The 15,084-nt window shown below is 75.6% G+C and carries 13 protein-coding genes; 3 read left to right on the top strand and 10 right to left on the bottom strand.

Features of this window, described 5'->3' with window-relative positions; translation table 11 throughout:
- Positions 1–177: 177 nt before the first annotated feature.
- Positions 178–2,301: a multicopper oxidase domain-containing protein gene (locus ABZ881_RS02585; protein WP_358481233.1), complete on the top strand. Its 2,124-nt coding sequence runs from the start codon at positions 178–180 to the stop codon at positions 2,299–2,301.
- A gap of 6 nt (positions 2,302–2,307) precedes the next feature.
- Here ABZ881_RS02585 and ABZ881_RS02580 read toward each other — a convergent pair whose 3' ends face one another.
- From ABZ881_RS02580 to ABZ881_RS02545, 8 genes are all read right to left on the bottom strand, one after another.
- Positions 2,308–3,189, bottom strand: a complete 882-nt coding sequence (locus ABZ881_RS02580; RefSeq protein ID WP_358481231.1) for a siderophore-interacting protein — start codon at positions 3,187–3,189, stop codon at positions 2,308–2,310.
- A complete protein-coding gene (locus tag ABZ881_RS02575; protein ID WP_358481230.1) occupies positions 3,113–4,915 on the bottom strand; it encodes an ABC transporter ATP-binding protein in 1,803 nt (600 codons plus the stop codon). The genes ABZ881_RS02580 and ABZ881_RS02575 overlap by 77 nt, the downstream gene beginning before the upstream one ends.
- Positions 4,908–6,692, bottom strand: a complete 1,785-nt coding sequence (locus ABZ881_RS02570) for an ABC transporter ATP-binding protein (protein ID WP_358481228.1) — start codon at positions 6,690–6,692, stop codon at positions 4,908–4,910. The genes ABZ881_RS02575 and ABZ881_RS02570 overlap by 8 nt, the downstream gene beginning before the upstream one ends.
- Positions 6,689–7,474, bottom strand: coding sequence for a class I SAM-dependent methyltransferase (locus tag ABZ881_RS02565; protein ID WP_358481226.1), 786 nt, complete (start codon positions 7,472–7,474; stop codon positions 6,689–6,691). Before ABZ881_RS02565 ends, ABZ881_RS02570 begins: the two co-directional genes overlap by 4 nt.
- Positions 7,475–7,511: 37 nt before the next feature.
- Positions 7,512–8,561 carry an iron chelate uptake ABC transporter family permease subunit gene (locus ABZ881_RS02560; RefSeq protein WP_358481224.1) on the bottom strand — a complete coding sequence of 350 codons (1,050 nt, stop codon included), beginning with the start codon at positions 8,559–8,561 and terminating at the stop codon, positions 7,512–7,514.
- Positions 8,558–9,649, bottom strand: a complete 1,092-nt coding sequence (locus tag ABZ881_RS02555; RefSeq protein WP_358481222.1) for an iron chelate uptake ABC transporter family permease subunit — start codon at positions 9,647–9,649, stop codon at positions 8,558–8,560. The genes ABZ881_RS02560 and ABZ881_RS02555 overlap by 4 nt, the downstream gene beginning before the upstream one ends.
- Complete coding sequence (locus ABZ881_RS02550; protein WP_358481220.1) at positions 9,646–10,488, bottom strand: ABC transporter ATP-binding protein; 843 nt, start codon at positions 10,486–10,488, stop codon at positions 9,646–9,648. Before ABZ881_RS02550 ends, ABZ881_RS02555 begins: the two co-directional genes overlap by 4 nt.
- 173 nt (positions 10,489–10,661) lie before the next feature.
- Entirely contained in the window at positions 10,662–11,054 is a 393-nt protein-coding gene (locus ABZ881_RS02545; protein WP_358481219.1) for a DUF1707 domain-containing protein, read from the bottom strand.
- Between the two features lie 395 nt (positions 11,055–11,449).
- Here ABZ881_RS02545 and ABZ881_RS02540 point away from each other — a divergent pair, with 395 nt between their 5' ends.
- Positions 11,450–12,364, top strand: coding sequence for a glycine betaine ABC transporter substrate-binding protein (locus tag ABZ881_RS02540; protein WP_358481218.1), 915 nt, complete (start codon positions 11,450–11,452; stop codon positions 12,362–12,364).
- 5 nt (positions 12,365–12,369) lie between these two features.
- On the opposite strand, the gene ABZ881_RS02535 is transcribed toward ABZ881_RS02540, so the two are convergent.
- A complete protein-coding gene (locus tag ABZ881_RS02535; protein WP_358481216.1) occupies positions 12,370–13,410 on the bottom strand; it encodes a zinc-binding dehydrogenase in 1,041 nt (346 codons plus the stop codon).
- An 81-nt stretch (positions 13,411–13,491) separates the two neighbouring features.
- Between ABZ881_RS02535 and ABZ881_RS02530 the strand changes: the two genes are divergently transcribed.
- The gene (locus ABZ881_RS02530; protein WP_358481214.1) at positions 13,492–14,061 is read left to right on the top strand and encodes a helix-turn-helix domain-containing protein; all 570 of its coding nucleotides are present in this window, start codon (positions 13,492–13,494) and stop codon (positions 14,059–14,061) included.
- 9 nt (positions 14,062–14,070) lie between these two features.
- Here the strand turns inward: ABZ881_RS02530 and ABZ881_RS02525 are convergent, their stop codons facing one another.
- On the bottom strand, positions 14,071–14,889 hold the full coding sequence (locus ABZ881_RS02525; RefSeq protein WP_358481212.1) for a PRC and DUF2382 domain-containing protein: 819 nt from the start codon (positions 14,887–14,889) through the stop codon (positions 14,071–14,073).
- Between the last annotated feature and the right edge of the window lie 195 nt (positions 14,890–15,084).

Genomic DNA, 15,084 nt, shown 5'->3' with positions numbered 1-15,084 from the left:
GGAGGTGCAACTCCCGTGGAGGAAGGGCCGGGTGGAGACGACGGAGCCACCCGATCGAGTTAGCTGAGCCTAAGCAGATCCGCGGAGAGGAGTCCAGAGGTGAGGGTGATGGATTAAGAGGTTTGCCTAACTTAGGCTTCGTGTCAGACTTACTGAGTACGAGGAGGCAGTCCGCGGATGGCCGAGGATTCGTCCACATCGGACGGGAGCCGGGTTCCCCGCCCGGCGCCACCGCTGCCGCCGAGCCCCCCGGTCACCCCGGTCCCGGCCGCCGTCCGGCCCGAACACCCACCGGCCCGGACCCGACCGCCCGGGGTGCTGCGGACCAGCCGGCGCCGCTTCCTCGCGCACACCGCGCTGGTTGCCGCGGTCGCCGGCCTGGCCACCCGGGCCCGGCCCGCCGGGGCGCCGCCCGACCGGGTGCTGCTGCCCGGCGTGAACGCGCCCGGCGGCCGCGCCGCGCACGGCGGCCACGGCGGCGCCGATCCGGTCACCGGCGTGTACCGGCCGCCGCCCGACGACGGCCGCGCCCTGCTGCAGCTGCGCCCCTTCACCGATCCGCTGCCGCGGATGCCGGTGCTCACCGCCGCCCCCGGCACCGACGGCGTGGCCCGGCTGACCGTGCGCCAGCGGACCGCGCAGGTGCGGCTGCACTCGGCGCTGCCCGGCACCCCGATGTGGACCTACGAGGGCGGCTTCCCCGGCCCGACGATCGAGGCCCGCCGGGGCGTTCCGCTGGAGATCGCCTGGACCAACGAGCTGACCGGGCCGTACCCGGTGAAGGCGGTCGAGGTGCTGGACAACCGGGGTGACCTGCGCGAGTGGGACCTGCCCGGTGCGCGCGGCGCGCAGCCGCTCCCGGCGGCCGCCGTGCTGCCCCCGTGGACCGTGGTGCACCTGCACGGCGCGGTGGTCGGTGGCGGCGCCGACGGCTGGCCGGAGAACGCCGTCGCACCGACCGGCGTCCAGCTGACCCGCTACACCAACGACCAGCCCGCCGCCGCGCTCTGGTACCACGACCACGCCATGCACGTGACCCGGCTGACCACGATGGCCGGCCTCGGCGGCGGGTTCTACCTGCTGCGCGACGACGAGGAGGACGCCGCCGGGCTGCCGTCGGGCGAGCACGAGATCCCGCTGGTGATCTGCGACCGCAACCTCGACACCGACCCGACCGGCCGGCTGACCGGCGAGCTGCTCTACAAGATCGTGCTCTACGACGGCCAGGCCGAACGCCTGCCGCGCTCCTTCACCGGCCCGTTCACCCTGGTCAACGGCACCATCTGGCCGTACCTGGAGGTCGATCCGGTGCCCTACCGGCTGCGGGTGCTCAACGCCTCGTCGATCCGGCCCTACCACCTGATGCTGATCGACGAGGACGAGCAGGTGCTCCCCGAGGGCGTCGCGCACCACGTCGGGTCGGACGCCGGGCTGCTCCCCCGGGCCGCGCCGGGCGCCGAGGAGTTCGCGGTCGTCCCCGCCGAGCGGGCCGACGTCGTGATCGACTTCAGCGGGTACGCCGGGCGCACCCTGCGCTGGGTGGACGGCTCGGTCGCGCCCGCGCCGTCCGACGACGTCATGCAGTTCCGGGTCCGCGGCCGGCCGGCCGGGCCTGCGCCGGCGGCGACCGTCGTGCGGGCCGGCACCGAGCTGGCGCCCGGGTTCACCCGGATCACCGCCGACGTCGCGGCCCCGATCACCGACCGGATCGTGCTGATCACCCCGGCCTTCCCGGTGTCGGCCCGGATGTGGGAGATGACCGAGACCGACGACGTGCCGGACGCGCTCGCCGACGGCCCGGTGGACGGCGTCGTCCAGCTCGTCGACCACGATGGCGCCCTGCGCACCTTCCGCCGGATCGCCGCCACCTGGGCCGATCCGGTCACCGTGCACGCCCGCACCGAGGGCTGGGAGCGCTGGACCTGGCTGAACCTGGAGGGTCCCGGCGCGCCGCACCCCATGCACGTGCACGCGTTCACCTTCCAGGTGCAGCGGCGCGACCACTACGACGTCTCCGGCTGGACCTACCTGGTGCGACCGGACGGGTCGTTCGGCGGCGGCACGACCCGCCCGCTGCGGTTCGACCGGGCGGGCACGGTGACCGCCCCGGAGGCCGGCGCGAAGGACGTCGTGTCGCTCGGCGGCGGGCAGCTGGTCACCGCGATCGGCCGGTTCGGCCCGCACGCCGGGCGGTTCGTGCACCACTGCCACGTCTACGAGCACGAGGACCACCGGATGATGCGGCCGATCTCGCTGCTGCCGGACGGGGTCGTGGCGCTCGCCCCGCCCGAGCACGCCTGACCCCGGCTACAGCCCGGCGTCGGTGTAGATCCGGTCGACGGCGTCGTCATAGTCGTCGTCGTCCGGGTTCTCGGCGTCGGCGACCGCGAGCTTCGCGGCGAGCTCCTCGGCGAGTGCGTCGTAGCGGGCCTGCCAGCGCTCGGCATCCGGGCGCCAGTACCCGACGACGGTGTAGGCGCCCGCCGGAAGGCCCCGCTCGTGGCGCAGGTGCTTGCGGGCCAGCCGGCAGGCGTCGGTCTCCCCGGCCACCCACACGTAGTCGGTCCCGTCGGCGGCGAGCTCGCACGACTGCACCTCGGCCAGCAGCCGCTCGCCCAGCGCGGCCGGGTCGGGCACGTGCAGCCAGCGGATCTCGACGCCGTCGCCGGCCGGCAGCTCCTGCTCCTCGGCGGCGTCGGCGACCAGGATCACCGCGAGCGCCGAGCGGCCCGCGGGCAGCTCGTCCAGGATCCGGCCGATCGCGGGCAGCGCGGTCGCGTCGCCGACCAGCACCACCCGCCGGGTGCCGTCCGGCGGCTGGTAGCGGCCGTGCGCCGGGCCCAGCGCGATCCGGGCGCCGGGCCGGGCCTGCGCGGCCCAGCCGGCACCGATCCCGCCCTCGTGCAGCAGCAGGTCGATCCACACCTCGCCGGTGTCCGGGTCGTGCCGGCGGATCGTGTAGTTCCGCACCGGCGCCGGGACGGCGCCGGGCGGGTCCTGCTCGGTGCCGTCGATCTCGACCGGGACGACCGGCGAGTCCTCGCCGGGATGCGGGAACAGCACCCGGCAGTAGTCGTCGGCCAGGCCCTTCGCCTGGTAGCCGGCGAGCTCGTCACCGTCCAGGACCACCCGCACCATGTGCGGGGTGATCCGCCGGACGTCGCGGACGGTCGTGATCCAGTAGGGCACTGCCTGCTCCTTCGGTGGGTGTGCCGGTGTCGGCGACGACCCGGCCTCCGTCCAGGGTGACGACGCGGTCCATCCGCGCCACGGTGTCCGGCCGGTGCGCGATCACGACCAGCGTGCTGGCGTCCCGGATCCGTTCCAGCGCGCCCTCCAGCAGGCCCGCCGTGGTCGGGTCGAGATCGGCGGTCGCCTCGTCCAGGACGAGCACCGCCGGTGCGACGAGCGCCGCCCGGATCAGGCCGAGCACCTGCCGCTCCCCCGCGGAGAGCCGGTCGCCGCGGGCGCCGAGATCGGCGTCCAGGCCGCCGAGCCCGGCGATCCACCGGCGCAGCCCGAGCGCGTCGACCGCCCGCTCCACCTCGTCCCGGCCGGGGGTGCCGAGCACCAGGGTGACGTTGTCCAGCACCGAGCCGGCGGCGACGTGCACCTGCTGGCCGACGAGTGCGACCCGGTGCCGCAGCTCGTCCGGGCCCAGCGCGTCCAGCGGGGTGCCGTCCACCGTGACCCGGCCGCGGTCCGGCGGGTACAGCCCGGCGACGACCTTGGCGAGGGTGCTCTTCCCGGCGCCGGTCCGGCCGACCAGGGCGAGCCGCTCGCCGGGGTCGACGGTGACCGACACGCCGTCGAGCACCGGGGTGCCGGCGGTGTAGCCGAACCCGACGCCGTCGAGCACCAGCCGGCCGGGCCCGGCCGGGTGCCGGGCCGTGCGGGCGTCCGGTGCGGGGGCCGCCGGCGCGGCGGGCCCGGTGGCGGCGAGCAGATCGGTCAGCCGGGCCACCGCGACCCGGGACTCCTGGAACTCGCCGACCAGCCCGGTCGCCTCGGTGAAGGAGTCGAACAGGGTGCGGGTGGCGACCACGAACACCGCCACGGTGGGGACGTCGATCCGGCCGGCGGCGATCAGCGCGCCCCCGGCGGCGAGCAGCGCCGCGGTGGTGACCGCCTCCACGGCCACCGCCAGCGGCAGCCGGTTCAGCGCCCGGATGGTGCGCCGCACGGCGGCCAGCAGCGCGCCGGTGCGCTCGGCGAACCGGCGCCCCCAGACCTGCTCGGCGCCGGCCGCCTGCACCGCCTCGCGGGCGGCGACGGTCTCGCCGAAGGTCGCGGCGACCGCGGCGCGGGCGGCCGCCTCGGCGGTGAAGGCCGATCCGGCGGCCCGCTCGAAGGAGCGCATCACCAGCAGCGACAGCGGCACGAACAGCACCAGCAGCAGTGCCGCCAGCAGCCACGAGTAGGCGACGAGCACGACCACCGCGAACACCAGGTAGCCGAGCACCGAGACTGCCGCGGGCAGCTGCGAGCGGACGAAGGTGGACAGCAGCTCGATCTCGGTGGTCGCCCGGGTCAGCAGCTCGCCGCCGCGGTGCGCCTCGACGAACCGCAGCGGGGCGGCGGCGAGCCGGTCGACCACCTTCTCCCGGATCCCGCGCACCACCCGCTCCCCGACGACGGCGAGCAGCAGCTCGCCTGCCCAGGACAGCACGGTGCGGGCCACCGCCAGGCCGAGCAGCACCAGCCCGGCGACCAGCACGCCGTCCCGGTCGGCGTCGAGCACGGCGGCGGTGATGGCGCCGACCATCGGGGCGACCAGCACCCAGGCCAGCGACGCGGACAGGGTGAGCGTCACCGCGACGACCGCCGGCAGCGCGTGCGGCCGCAGGAACGGCGCGAGCCTGCGCAGCGTGCCGCGCAGCGACGGCTCCTCGGTGAGCAGCGCGACCTCAGCCACGTCCGGCTCCGGAGGTGGCGTCGGTGACCGGCGGCGCGGGCAGCGCGACCACCCGGTCGGCGAGCGCGTGCACCGCCTCCCGATGCCCGGCGAAGACGATCGCGAGATCCGGCCGGGCGGCGCGCAGCCGGGTCAGCACCAGGTTCTCCGTCCCGGTGTCCAGGGCCGAGGTCACGTCGTCGAGCAGCAGCACGTCCGGTTCCCGCAGCAGCGCCCTGGCCAGCGCGATCCGCTGCACCTGGCCGCCGGACAGGGTGGTGCCGCCCTCGCCGACGACGGTGTCGAGGCCGTCCGGGAAACCGGCCAGGTCGTCGTCGAACGCGGCGACGTGGCAGGCCGCGCGGAGCTCGCCGTCCCGGTCCGGGGTGGGCTCGGCGCCCAGCAGCAGGGCGGAGCGCAGCGTGCCGGAGGTGAGCACCGGGCGCTGCGGCACGAAGCCGATCCGGGCGCGCACGTCGCGGCGGCGCAGCCGGTCCAGCCGCACCCCGTCCAGGGTGACGGTGCCCGCGTCCTGGGCATCGAGCCGGGCGAGCACCCGCAGCAGCGACGTCTTCCCGGAGCCGGTGACGCCGGTGACCGCGACGGTCTCCCCGGAGCGCACCGCGAGCCCGACGTCGTCGAGCACCGGGCGGTCGCCGTGCACCACCCGGATCCCGGTCCCGGCCAGCCGGGCCGGCCCGGCCGGCGGGGCGGTCAGCGGATCGGCCGGCTCGGGCAGCCGCGGGGTCAGGGCGAGAACCTCGGCGATCCGGGCCGCCGACGCGGCCGCCTGCCGGCGCATCGTCTGCTGCCCGACCAGGGTGTCCACCCGCTGCGCGAGCATCGCCATCCAGGAGGCGAAGGCGAGCAGGCCACCGACGGTCAACCGGCCGTCGACGGCGGCCAGGCCACCGACGAACAGCCCGGTGGCCGCCGCGGCGAGCGGCACGAACGACGCCAGCGCACCCCAGAGGGTGCCGATCCGGGCCACCCGCACGGTCTGCCGGGTGACCTCGGCGCTGTGGTCATGGTGCCGGGTGACGAGCACGTGCTCGCCGCCGACGCCGCGCACCGCCGCGGTGCCCGACAGCAGCCCCTCCACCGCGGCGCCGCGGTCGCCGTGCGCGGCGCCGAGCACCAGCGACGCCGCCTCGTAGCGGCGCGGGAACACCGCGGCCAGCCCGAGCAGCAGCGGGATCACGGCCACCCCGATCACCGCCAGCAGCGGGTCGAGCAGCAGCAGCGCACCCAGGATGACGGCCAGTCCGGCGATCAGCTGGACGGTCTCCACCACCCCGGACAGCCAGTTCCACAGCGCCTCGGCGTCCCGGCCGCCGCGCACCGCCAGCTCGCCGGGGCCGTGCCCGGCCAGCGCGGCCCGGTCCAGCTCGAGCACGTGCGCGGCCAGCCGCTCCCGGGTCTGCTTGATCACCCGGGCGCCGGAGAGGTAGTTCCACCACTGGAACGCGATCTGCCCGACGGTGATCAGCAGCCCCAGTCCGGCGACGGCGGCCGCCCAGAACGCCGTCTGCACCGCGTCGCCCGGCGTGATGCCGCGATCGACGGCCTGCTGGACACCCCACGGGAGCAGTACGAACAGCCCCTGCACGACGATCCCGGTGCCGGCGGCCAGCGCCAGCCCGCGCCACTGCGCGCGCAGGCACCAGCGCAGGAAGGCGCGGCTGCGCGCGTGCGACTCCGGCGACAGGGCCGGGGCCGGATCCCCGGTCCCGGCGGCCGGGCCGGCCGGGGTGTCCTGGCTGCTGGTGGCCGGGCTGCCGGTGGCCGGGCCGGTCACGGCCGGCGCCGCCGTGCGGCCAGCAGCAGCCGTGGGGTCCCGGCGAGGACCCGGGGTGCCTGCTCCGCCTCGGTCAGGATGACCTCGGCACCCTCGGCGCCCAGCTCGTCGGCCAGCTCGGCGGCCGCCGCGGTGATCCCGGCGTAGACGGCGCGCTGACGGGCCAGCCAGTCCGGGGTCTCCTCCCGCACCTCCAGGTCGAACCCGGCCTCGTCCAGCAGCGTCCGGTGGTCGACGTGCGCCGGCTCCCAGGTGGTCAGCACGAACCGGCCGCCGGGCACCAGGATCCGGTGCACCTCGGCGAGCGCGGCCGGCTTGTCCTGCACCATCCACAGCGCGTCGACGCTCATCACCGCGTCCGCGCCGCCGGTGGGCAGGCCGCTGCCGGTGAACGAGCCGACGACGAAGCGCGCCCCGGCCGGGCCGAGCTCCCTGCTGCGCCGGGCCGCGTCGGCGACCGCGACCGGCACCAGGTCGACGCCGACCAGCCGGGCCCGCCGCTCACGGGCCACCACGATCCCCGGCCCGCCGCGGCCGCAGCCCAGGTCGACCAGCGTCCTGCCGGGCGCGACACCGACCAGCTCGCCGATCCGGGCCAGGTCGGCTCGGGTGACGAAACCGAACGGGTCGATCTCCTCCGGGTAATCCTCGCCGTAGGCCTCCCGGTAGATCCGGCGCAGCGTCGCCGACCGGGCCTGGGCGGCGTAGAACCGCGCGTAGCGGTCCTCGGCCACCTGCGGCTCCGCCGCAGCGGTCCCGGTCGTCCCGGTCGTCCCCGTCATCGTGTGTCCTCTCCTGCCCTGGTCCTGTCCGGCCCGGTCATCCGCGTCCGCTCCGCCACTGCCGGGCGAGCAGCCACGCGAGGTAGATCCCACCGAGCGCCGCGGTCGCCACCCCGACCGGGATCGGCACCGGCGCGAAGAGCCGCTGGGCGGCCACGTCGCCGACGGTCAGCAGCGCCGCCCCGGTCAGCGCGGCGGGCACCAGGCCGGGGCCGGGCGTGCGGGTGAGCCGGCGGGCGATCTGCGGTGCCGCCAGCGCGACGAACGCGATCGGTCCGGCGACGGCGGTCGCCACAGCGGTCAGCCCGATCCCGACCAGCATCAGCAGCGCCCGTGAGCGTTCCACGACCAGCCCGCGGGCCCTGGCCACCTCGTCGCCCAGCTCCAGCTGCGGCAGCGCGCGGCCGAGCAGCACCGCGAACGGGAGCAGTACCAGCACGGTCAGGCCGATCAGTGTCACGTGGTCCCAGCCGCGGCCGTTGACGCTGCCGGTCAGCCACAGCTGCGCCGCCTGGGCGTCGCGCAGCTGGGCCCGGGTGACCAGGTAGGCGTTGACGCCGCCGAGCATCGCGCTGACCCCGATGCCGACCAGGATCAGCCGGAACCCGGACACCCCGCGCCGGTAGGACAGCAGGTACACCAGGACGGCGGCGGCGAACCCGCCGAACACCGCGCCGGCCGCGATCCCGGCGGTGCCGCCGCGGCCGACCAGCAGCACCAGCAGCGCACCGGTCGCCGAACCCGCGGTGAACCCGATGATGTCCGGGCTGCCCAGCGGGTTGCGGGACAGGCCCTGGAAGATCGCACCGGCCACCGCCAGCGCGGCGCCGACCAGCATCGCCACCAGCAGCCGGGGCAGCCGCAGGCCGGTCACGATGAACCGGGCCCGGCCGGTGGCCTCGCCGCGCAGCGCGGCCAGCACGTCGGCGAGCGGCACGTCGAAGTCGCCGACGGTGAGCCCGACGACGGCGGTCGCCGCCAGCACCGCGACCAGCACCGCGCAGACCAGCACCGCCCGCGGCAGCACCCGCAGCGCGATCCGCTCGCCGGGGGTCCGCAGCGCCCGGCCGCTCACCACGCCGGTCACAGCTGGGCCACCCGTCGGCGGCGGGCGAGCGCGAGGAACACCGGGGCGCCGAGCACCGCGGTGACGATGCCGACCTCGATCTCACCGGTCCCGGAGACCACCCGGCCCAGCACGTCCGCGCCGACCAGCAGCACCGGGGCGAGCAGCAGCGAGTAGCCGACCACCCAACGCTGGTCCGGCCCGACCAGCAGCCGGGCCAGGTGCGGCACCGCCAGCCCGACGAACACGATCGGCCCGGCCGCCGCGGTCGCCGCCCCGGCCAGCAGGGTGACCGCGATCGCGGCGCCGGTCCGGGTGAGCGCCAGGTTGACGCCGAGCGCGGAAGCGACGTCCTCGCCGAGCGCCAGCGAGTTGAGCGGGCGGGCCAGCGCGACCGCCAGCAGCACCCCGGCGACCGCGAACGGCAGCACCGCGACCAGCACGTCCGGGCCGCGGCCGGCCAGCGAGCCGACCGCCCAGAACCGGTAGACGTCGAAGGTGACCCCGTCCAGGATCAGCACCCCGGAGACGATCGCACCGAGGGTGACGCTGACCGCCGCACCGGCCAGCACCATCTTCTCCGGCGCCACCGACCGGCCGGTCGAGCCGAGCAGGTAGACCAGCACGGCCGCGACACCGGCGCCGACGAAGGCGAACCAGACGTAGCCGTCCGGGGTGCGCACGCCGAGCAGCGAGATCGCCAGCACGATCGCCAGCGCGGCACCGATGTCCACCCCGAACAGTCCCGGATCGGCCAGCGGGTTGCGGGTCAGCCCCTGCATGATCGCGCCGGCCAGCCCGAGGCACACCCCGGCGACGATCCCGACCAGGGTGCGCGGGACCCGCAGGCCCAGCACGATGCGGACGGCGTCCGGATCGGTGCCGGGCGTCCCGAGCAGCACGTCGCGGACCGTCCCGAGCGGGATCGACCGCACCCCCACCCGGATGCTGAGCGCCGCCAGCACGACCAGCACGACCGCGGCGACGACCAGCCCTACGACCCGCAGCAGCGCCCGGCGGCGGCGCGCCGCGGCGGTCTCCTCCCCGGGGTCCGCCGGCGCGATCCGGTCGGCGACGGCCGCGGGGACCCGGCCGTTCTGCTCGCTCACGGCCGCTCGGCCGCCGCGCGGCGCCGCCGGTCGGCGGGGACGACCAAAGGGGTGCCGGTCTCCGGATCGGGGATGATCCGGCACCGCATGCCGAACACCTGCTCGACCAGCTCGGCGGTGACCACCTCGGCCGGCGGGCCCTGGGCGACCAGCAGGCCGTCCCGCATCGCGACCAGGTGGGTGGCGTAGCGGCAGGCGTGGTTGAGGTCGTGCAGCACCGCCACCAGGGTCTGGCCGCGGGTGCTGCGCAGGTCGTCGCACAGGTCCAGGACGTCGAGCTGGTGCGCGACGTCGAGGTAGGTGGTCGGTTCGTCGAGCAGCAGGATCGGGGTCTCCTGGGCCAGTGCGAGCGCGATCCACACCCGCTGCCGCTGGCCGCCGGAGAGCTCCTCGACCAGCCGGTCGGCGAGCGCCTCGGTACCGGTGGCGCGCAGCGCGGCCAGCACCGCCTCCTCGTCGCCGCGGGTCCACTGGCGCAACATCCGCTGGTGCGGGTACCGGCCCCGGGCCACCAGATCGCCGACCGAGATGCCACCGGGGGTCTGCGCGGTCTGCGGCAGCAGGCCGAGCCGGCGGGCGACCTCCTTGCTGCGGTGCCTCTCGATCCGGGAGCCGTCGAGCAGCACCGCGCCGCCGCGCGGGCGCAGGCCCCGGGCCAGCGCCTTGAGCAGGGTCGACTTGCCGCAGGCGTTCGGCCCGACGATGACGGTGAACCCGCCGTCGGGGATGTCCAGGGTCAGGCCGCGGACGACGGTCCGGTCGTCGTAGCCGACCTCGAGATCGCGAGTGCCGAGCCGGCAGGCCGGCGGGGCGGCCGGATCGGGGGCGTGGGTGGTCACCGGTCGGCCCGCGGCCGCGCCCCGGTCCGCCTCGACGTGGCCCGGCGCCGTCCGCCGGCCGCCGGGACGGTGCCCGGCCGGAGGAGGTGGCGCCCCTCGTCGTCGAACGGGTTGGTGGACATCGTTCCTCTTCTCCAGCAGGCGGAGCTCCGCCGATTCAACCGAGCCTAACCTCACCCGCGCGGACGGACGGGTGGCGAGGCGAACAACACCAGCGCCCCGGCCGCCGGCAGCAGGTACCACCAGGTGGAGCCGGTCCCCAGGTGCAGGAGCAGGGCCGCGACCGGGGTGCCGGAGGCCGCCCACCAGAGCCACGCCGCGGCCCGCGGCGGCTCCGGCGGACCGGGCTCCGGCGGGCCGGTCGGGTCCGGCGGCAGATCGGCGAGCAGCGTGCCGAGCTCGTCGAGATGGACCGCCCGGGCGGCGGCGCCGGCCCGCTCGTCGTACTCGGCGACGGTCAGCCTGCCCTCGGCGAGATGCGCGCCGAGCCGGTGCAGCGCGGCCGACCGGTCGGCCGCCCCGGCCCGGATCCGGCCGGGGATCCCGGGGCGCTGCTCAGCTGTCACCCGTCCCCTCCTCGCTCCCTCGCCAACCTATATAGTTAGGCAAACCTAAACAAGAGCATCGGTCAACGGACTCTCCGTGATCGGGACGACAGCGGCGGACGTCCGCGCTACCGGCCCGCCCCCTTCCGCACCGGCTCCGCGGTCCGCCCGGCGGTCACTCCAGGTAATCACAATCCGTCCGGCGGTCCGATTGCTTTCGTGCACAACCAATTACGCTCAGTAGTTTTTCCCCTGAATATCAGCCTTCTTCATACGTCGCCGACTTCGAGACTCCCCGTTGCGCACAAGCGACGTTCATGGTCATCTATACGCTCCGTGATCGGCCTTCGCTCCCCGGGAAGTCATTCGTGATCGCTCGTACGACCGTTCTCCGACGCTCCTCCCGCCTCGCACCGGTGCTCGCCGCCCTGATCGTCACGGCAGCCTGCGGGCCTCCCGCCAACCCCGGCTCGCTCGCCTCCGCCGCCGACCTCTCCGGCCAGACCTACGTCGTCGGCTCGAAGGACTTCGACGAGCAGCTCGTCCTCTGCCAGATCACCGTCGCCGCGCTGGAGGAGGCCGGCGCGTCGGTCACCGACCGGTGCGACCTCGGCAGCACCGACGAGACGCGGCAGGCGCTGCTCGACGGCGACATCTCGATGTACTGGGAGTACACCGGCACCGCATGGGCGTCGTTCATGCGCGAGCCGGAGCGGATCCCGGACGCGGACGTGCTCGCCCAGGTGCGCGAACGCGATCTGGCCGACAACGACATCGTCTGGCTCCGGCCGGGCGGGTTCAACAACACCTACGCCTTCGCCGTCGCCGGCGGGCCGGCCGCGGCGCTGCAGCTGAACACGATCAGCGACATGCTCACCTACCTGCGGTCCGACCAGGCCGGGACGATCTGCGTCGAGCCCGAGTACCACTCCCGCGAGGACGGCCTGCGCGGCCTGCAGCGGCTCTACGAGGCGGAGATCCCGCCGGACCGGGTGCAGGTCATCGGCGAGAACCTGATCTACCAGTCCACCGCGGACCAGGTCTGCCTGTTCGGCGAGGTGTACAGCACCGACGGGCGGATCCTGCAGTTCGGTCTGAAGGTGCTCGAGGACGACCGCGACTACCACGTCACCTACACCCCGGTGCCGACCCTGCGGCGGGATGCCTACGACCGCGCCCCGGAGGTGGCGCGGGTGCTCGACCCGCTCTCCGCGGCGCTGGACTACCCGACGATCCTGGAGCTGAACAGCCAGGTGTCCGCCGGGTACGAGTCACCGCGCGACGTCGCCAGGGCGTGGCTCGCCACGCACGGGTTCATCAGCCGGGTCTGAGCGACTCACGGCGCCAGCACGATCTTCCCCACGTGCTGCCCGCGGAGGAACTCCGCCTGCGCCGCGGGGAGCTCGGCGAGCGGGTACCGGGCGGCGATCCGCGGCCGCACGGTACCCGCCCGCGCCTGCGCGACCAGCCCGTCGAAGTGCGTGCGGGTGTGCATCGACGACCCGACGAGCGAGACGTTGTGCAGGTAGAGGCGGCGCAGGTCGAGCTCGACGACCGGCCCGGCGACCGCGCCCGCGATCACCCACCGGCCGCCGTCGCGTACCGCGGGCAGCAGCGCGGGCAGCAGGTCGCCGCCGGCGACGTCGAGCACCGCGTCGAGCCGGTCCGGCGCGGCGGCCGCGACCGCGGCGGCGCCACCCGCCCGGTCGACCGTCGCACCGGCCCCGGCCGCGCGGACGGCGGCCGCCTTCGCCGCCGAGGTCACCGCCACCACGTGCGCGCCGCGGGCCACGGCGAGCTGCACCAGTGCCAGTCCGACGCCGCCGGAGGCCCCGGTGACCAGCACGGTCTCGCCAGGGCCGATCCGGCCGCGCTCCAGCATCCCGGCGGCGGTGCCGTATGCGACCGGCAGCGCGGCCAGCTGCGCGTCGGTCAGCGGGGAGCCGCCGACGTCGTGCACCCGGCCGGCGTCGGCGAGCAGGAAGCCGGCGAACGCGCCGTCCGCCTCGCTGCCGAGCAGCCCGACCGGCCCGGCGTCCGGGTCGTCCCGCTCGTACCGGGCCGGATCGACGAGCACCCGCCGGCCGGCCGGGACCCCGTCCACCCCGGGGCCGGCCGCCGCCACCACGCCCGCCGCGTCGCCGCCCTGGATCCGCGGGAACCGCAGCGGTCCGCGCCAGCCGGCCCGGGCCGCGGGATCGCCGGGCAGGCCGTAGGCGCCGGTCCGGGTCCAGACGTCGGTGTTGTTCAGGGCCGCGGCGGTGACCCGCACCAGCACCTGCCCGGGGCCCGGGTCCGGCACCGGCCGCTCCCGCCACCGCAGCATCTCCGGCCCGCCGTGCCCGGTCAGCTCCCACGCCCGCATCGTGTCCGCCATGCCGCCCTCCGAGTTCACCGATCTGTGAAGTAAACTGCCGGCGCAACAGTACACAGTTCTGTGAACAACGAAGGGGGACGCGTGTCACCGACGCTCACGCCGGGCGCCCGGCGGATCCTGGACGTCGCCGCGGTGCTGTTCTACGAGCGCGGCATCCACGCCGTCGGGGTCGACCTGATCGCCGCCGAGTCCGGCGTCACCAAGCGCACGCTCTACGACCGGTTCGGCTCCAAGGACGCACTCGTCGCCCGTTACCTGCAGGAACGCGACGAGCGCTGGCGCGACGCGGTGCGCGCCCGGCTGGCCGCGCTGGACACCCCGGCGGAGCGGGTGCTCGCCCCGTTCGACGTGCTGGTGCCGTGGACCGCGGCGAACGAGCGCGGCTGCGCCTTCGTGAACGCCTTCGCCGAGCTGCCCGATCCCGGGCACCCCGGCCGGGCGGTGATCGCCGACGAGAAGCGCTGGCTGCGCGATCTGCTGCGCGACGAGCTGGCCGCCGCGGGCGCCGCGGATCCCGACGGCGGAGCGCTGGTACTGCTGTTGCTGCACGAGGGGGCGCTGGCCACGACCGGCGCCGGCGGCCTGCCCGGGGCCGCCGAGGCCGCCCGCCGGGAGGCCGCCGCCGTGCGGGACCGCGCCCTGACACGCTGACGCCCCTCGTCAGCGCTCCAGGTTCTCCGACGGGTCGTCGACGTCGATGCGCTCCTTGCGCACCGTGTCGGAGTCCGTCTCGTCCTCGGTCACCGTGCGGGTCCCCAGCCGGACCTTCTCCACGGCCTCGGTGGTCTTGTCCACCACCGGGCGCTCGCGGTGCAGGGTGACCTCGTGCTCCTCCTCGCCGATCGCGCCGGACGATCCGGCTGCGGCGCCGTCGGTGATCGGCTCCCGCTCGAGCCGGACCTCCTCGCGGCTGACCGGCACGGTGACCGTCTCGTCCTCGGTGACGACGTACTTGCGCAGCGCCACCCGCCCGGTCTCCTCGGACTCGGTGCCGACCCGCAGCCGCTCCTCGTGCCGGACCATCGCGTCGTCACCGGACATCCCGGGGGAGTCACCGGACACCCCGGCGGACCGCCCGTCGCCGGCGCCCGCGCGGCCGGCCTCGGCGGTGCCGGCCGCGTGCCTGCCGTCACCGGCGGTGCCCGCGGTGCCGGCGGTACCGGTCGCGGCGGTGCCGTAGTGGCGGTACAGCTCGTCCTCCTCGGACCCGGTGAGCCGCTCGTCGGACCGGCCCACGTGCGGGCAGTCCTTCACCTGCTGCTTCTCCACCGGCAGCTCGACGCCGGAGTCCCTGAGGTCGGCGTTGCGCAGCGGGACGAAGCTCTCCTTGGTGCCGAACAGGCCGGTGTTCACCGTGGCCCAGGTCGGCGTGCCGTCGTTCTCGTCCAGGTAGACCTGGCCGATCTTGCCGACCTTCTCGCCGTGCGAGTCGACCGCCTGGCGCCCGATCAGGTCCCGGGTCATGTCCTTCGTGATCATCCTGTTCGCCTCCGTAAGTCGATCGATGCGGTGCACATCCGGACACCCCAGGGATCGACGACCCGGGCCCGCTCCATGCACCGACCGGCCCGGCACCCGTCGGACGGGTGTGCACCGTCACGCCGTCGGACCAGCGGGAAGCGTTGCGGGACAACGCAGGGTCCATCCGGTGACCGCTGCGGGCGACTTCGTACG

Origin of the sequence: Pseudonocardia sp. NPDC046786 (assembly GCF_040645415.1) — a bacterium.
Lineage (GTDB): Bacteria > Actinomycetota > Actinomycetes > Mycobacteriales > Pseudonocardiaceae > Pseudonocardia > Pseudonocardia kongjuensis.
This window is presented reverse-complemented; position numbering and strand designations above follow the sequence as displayed.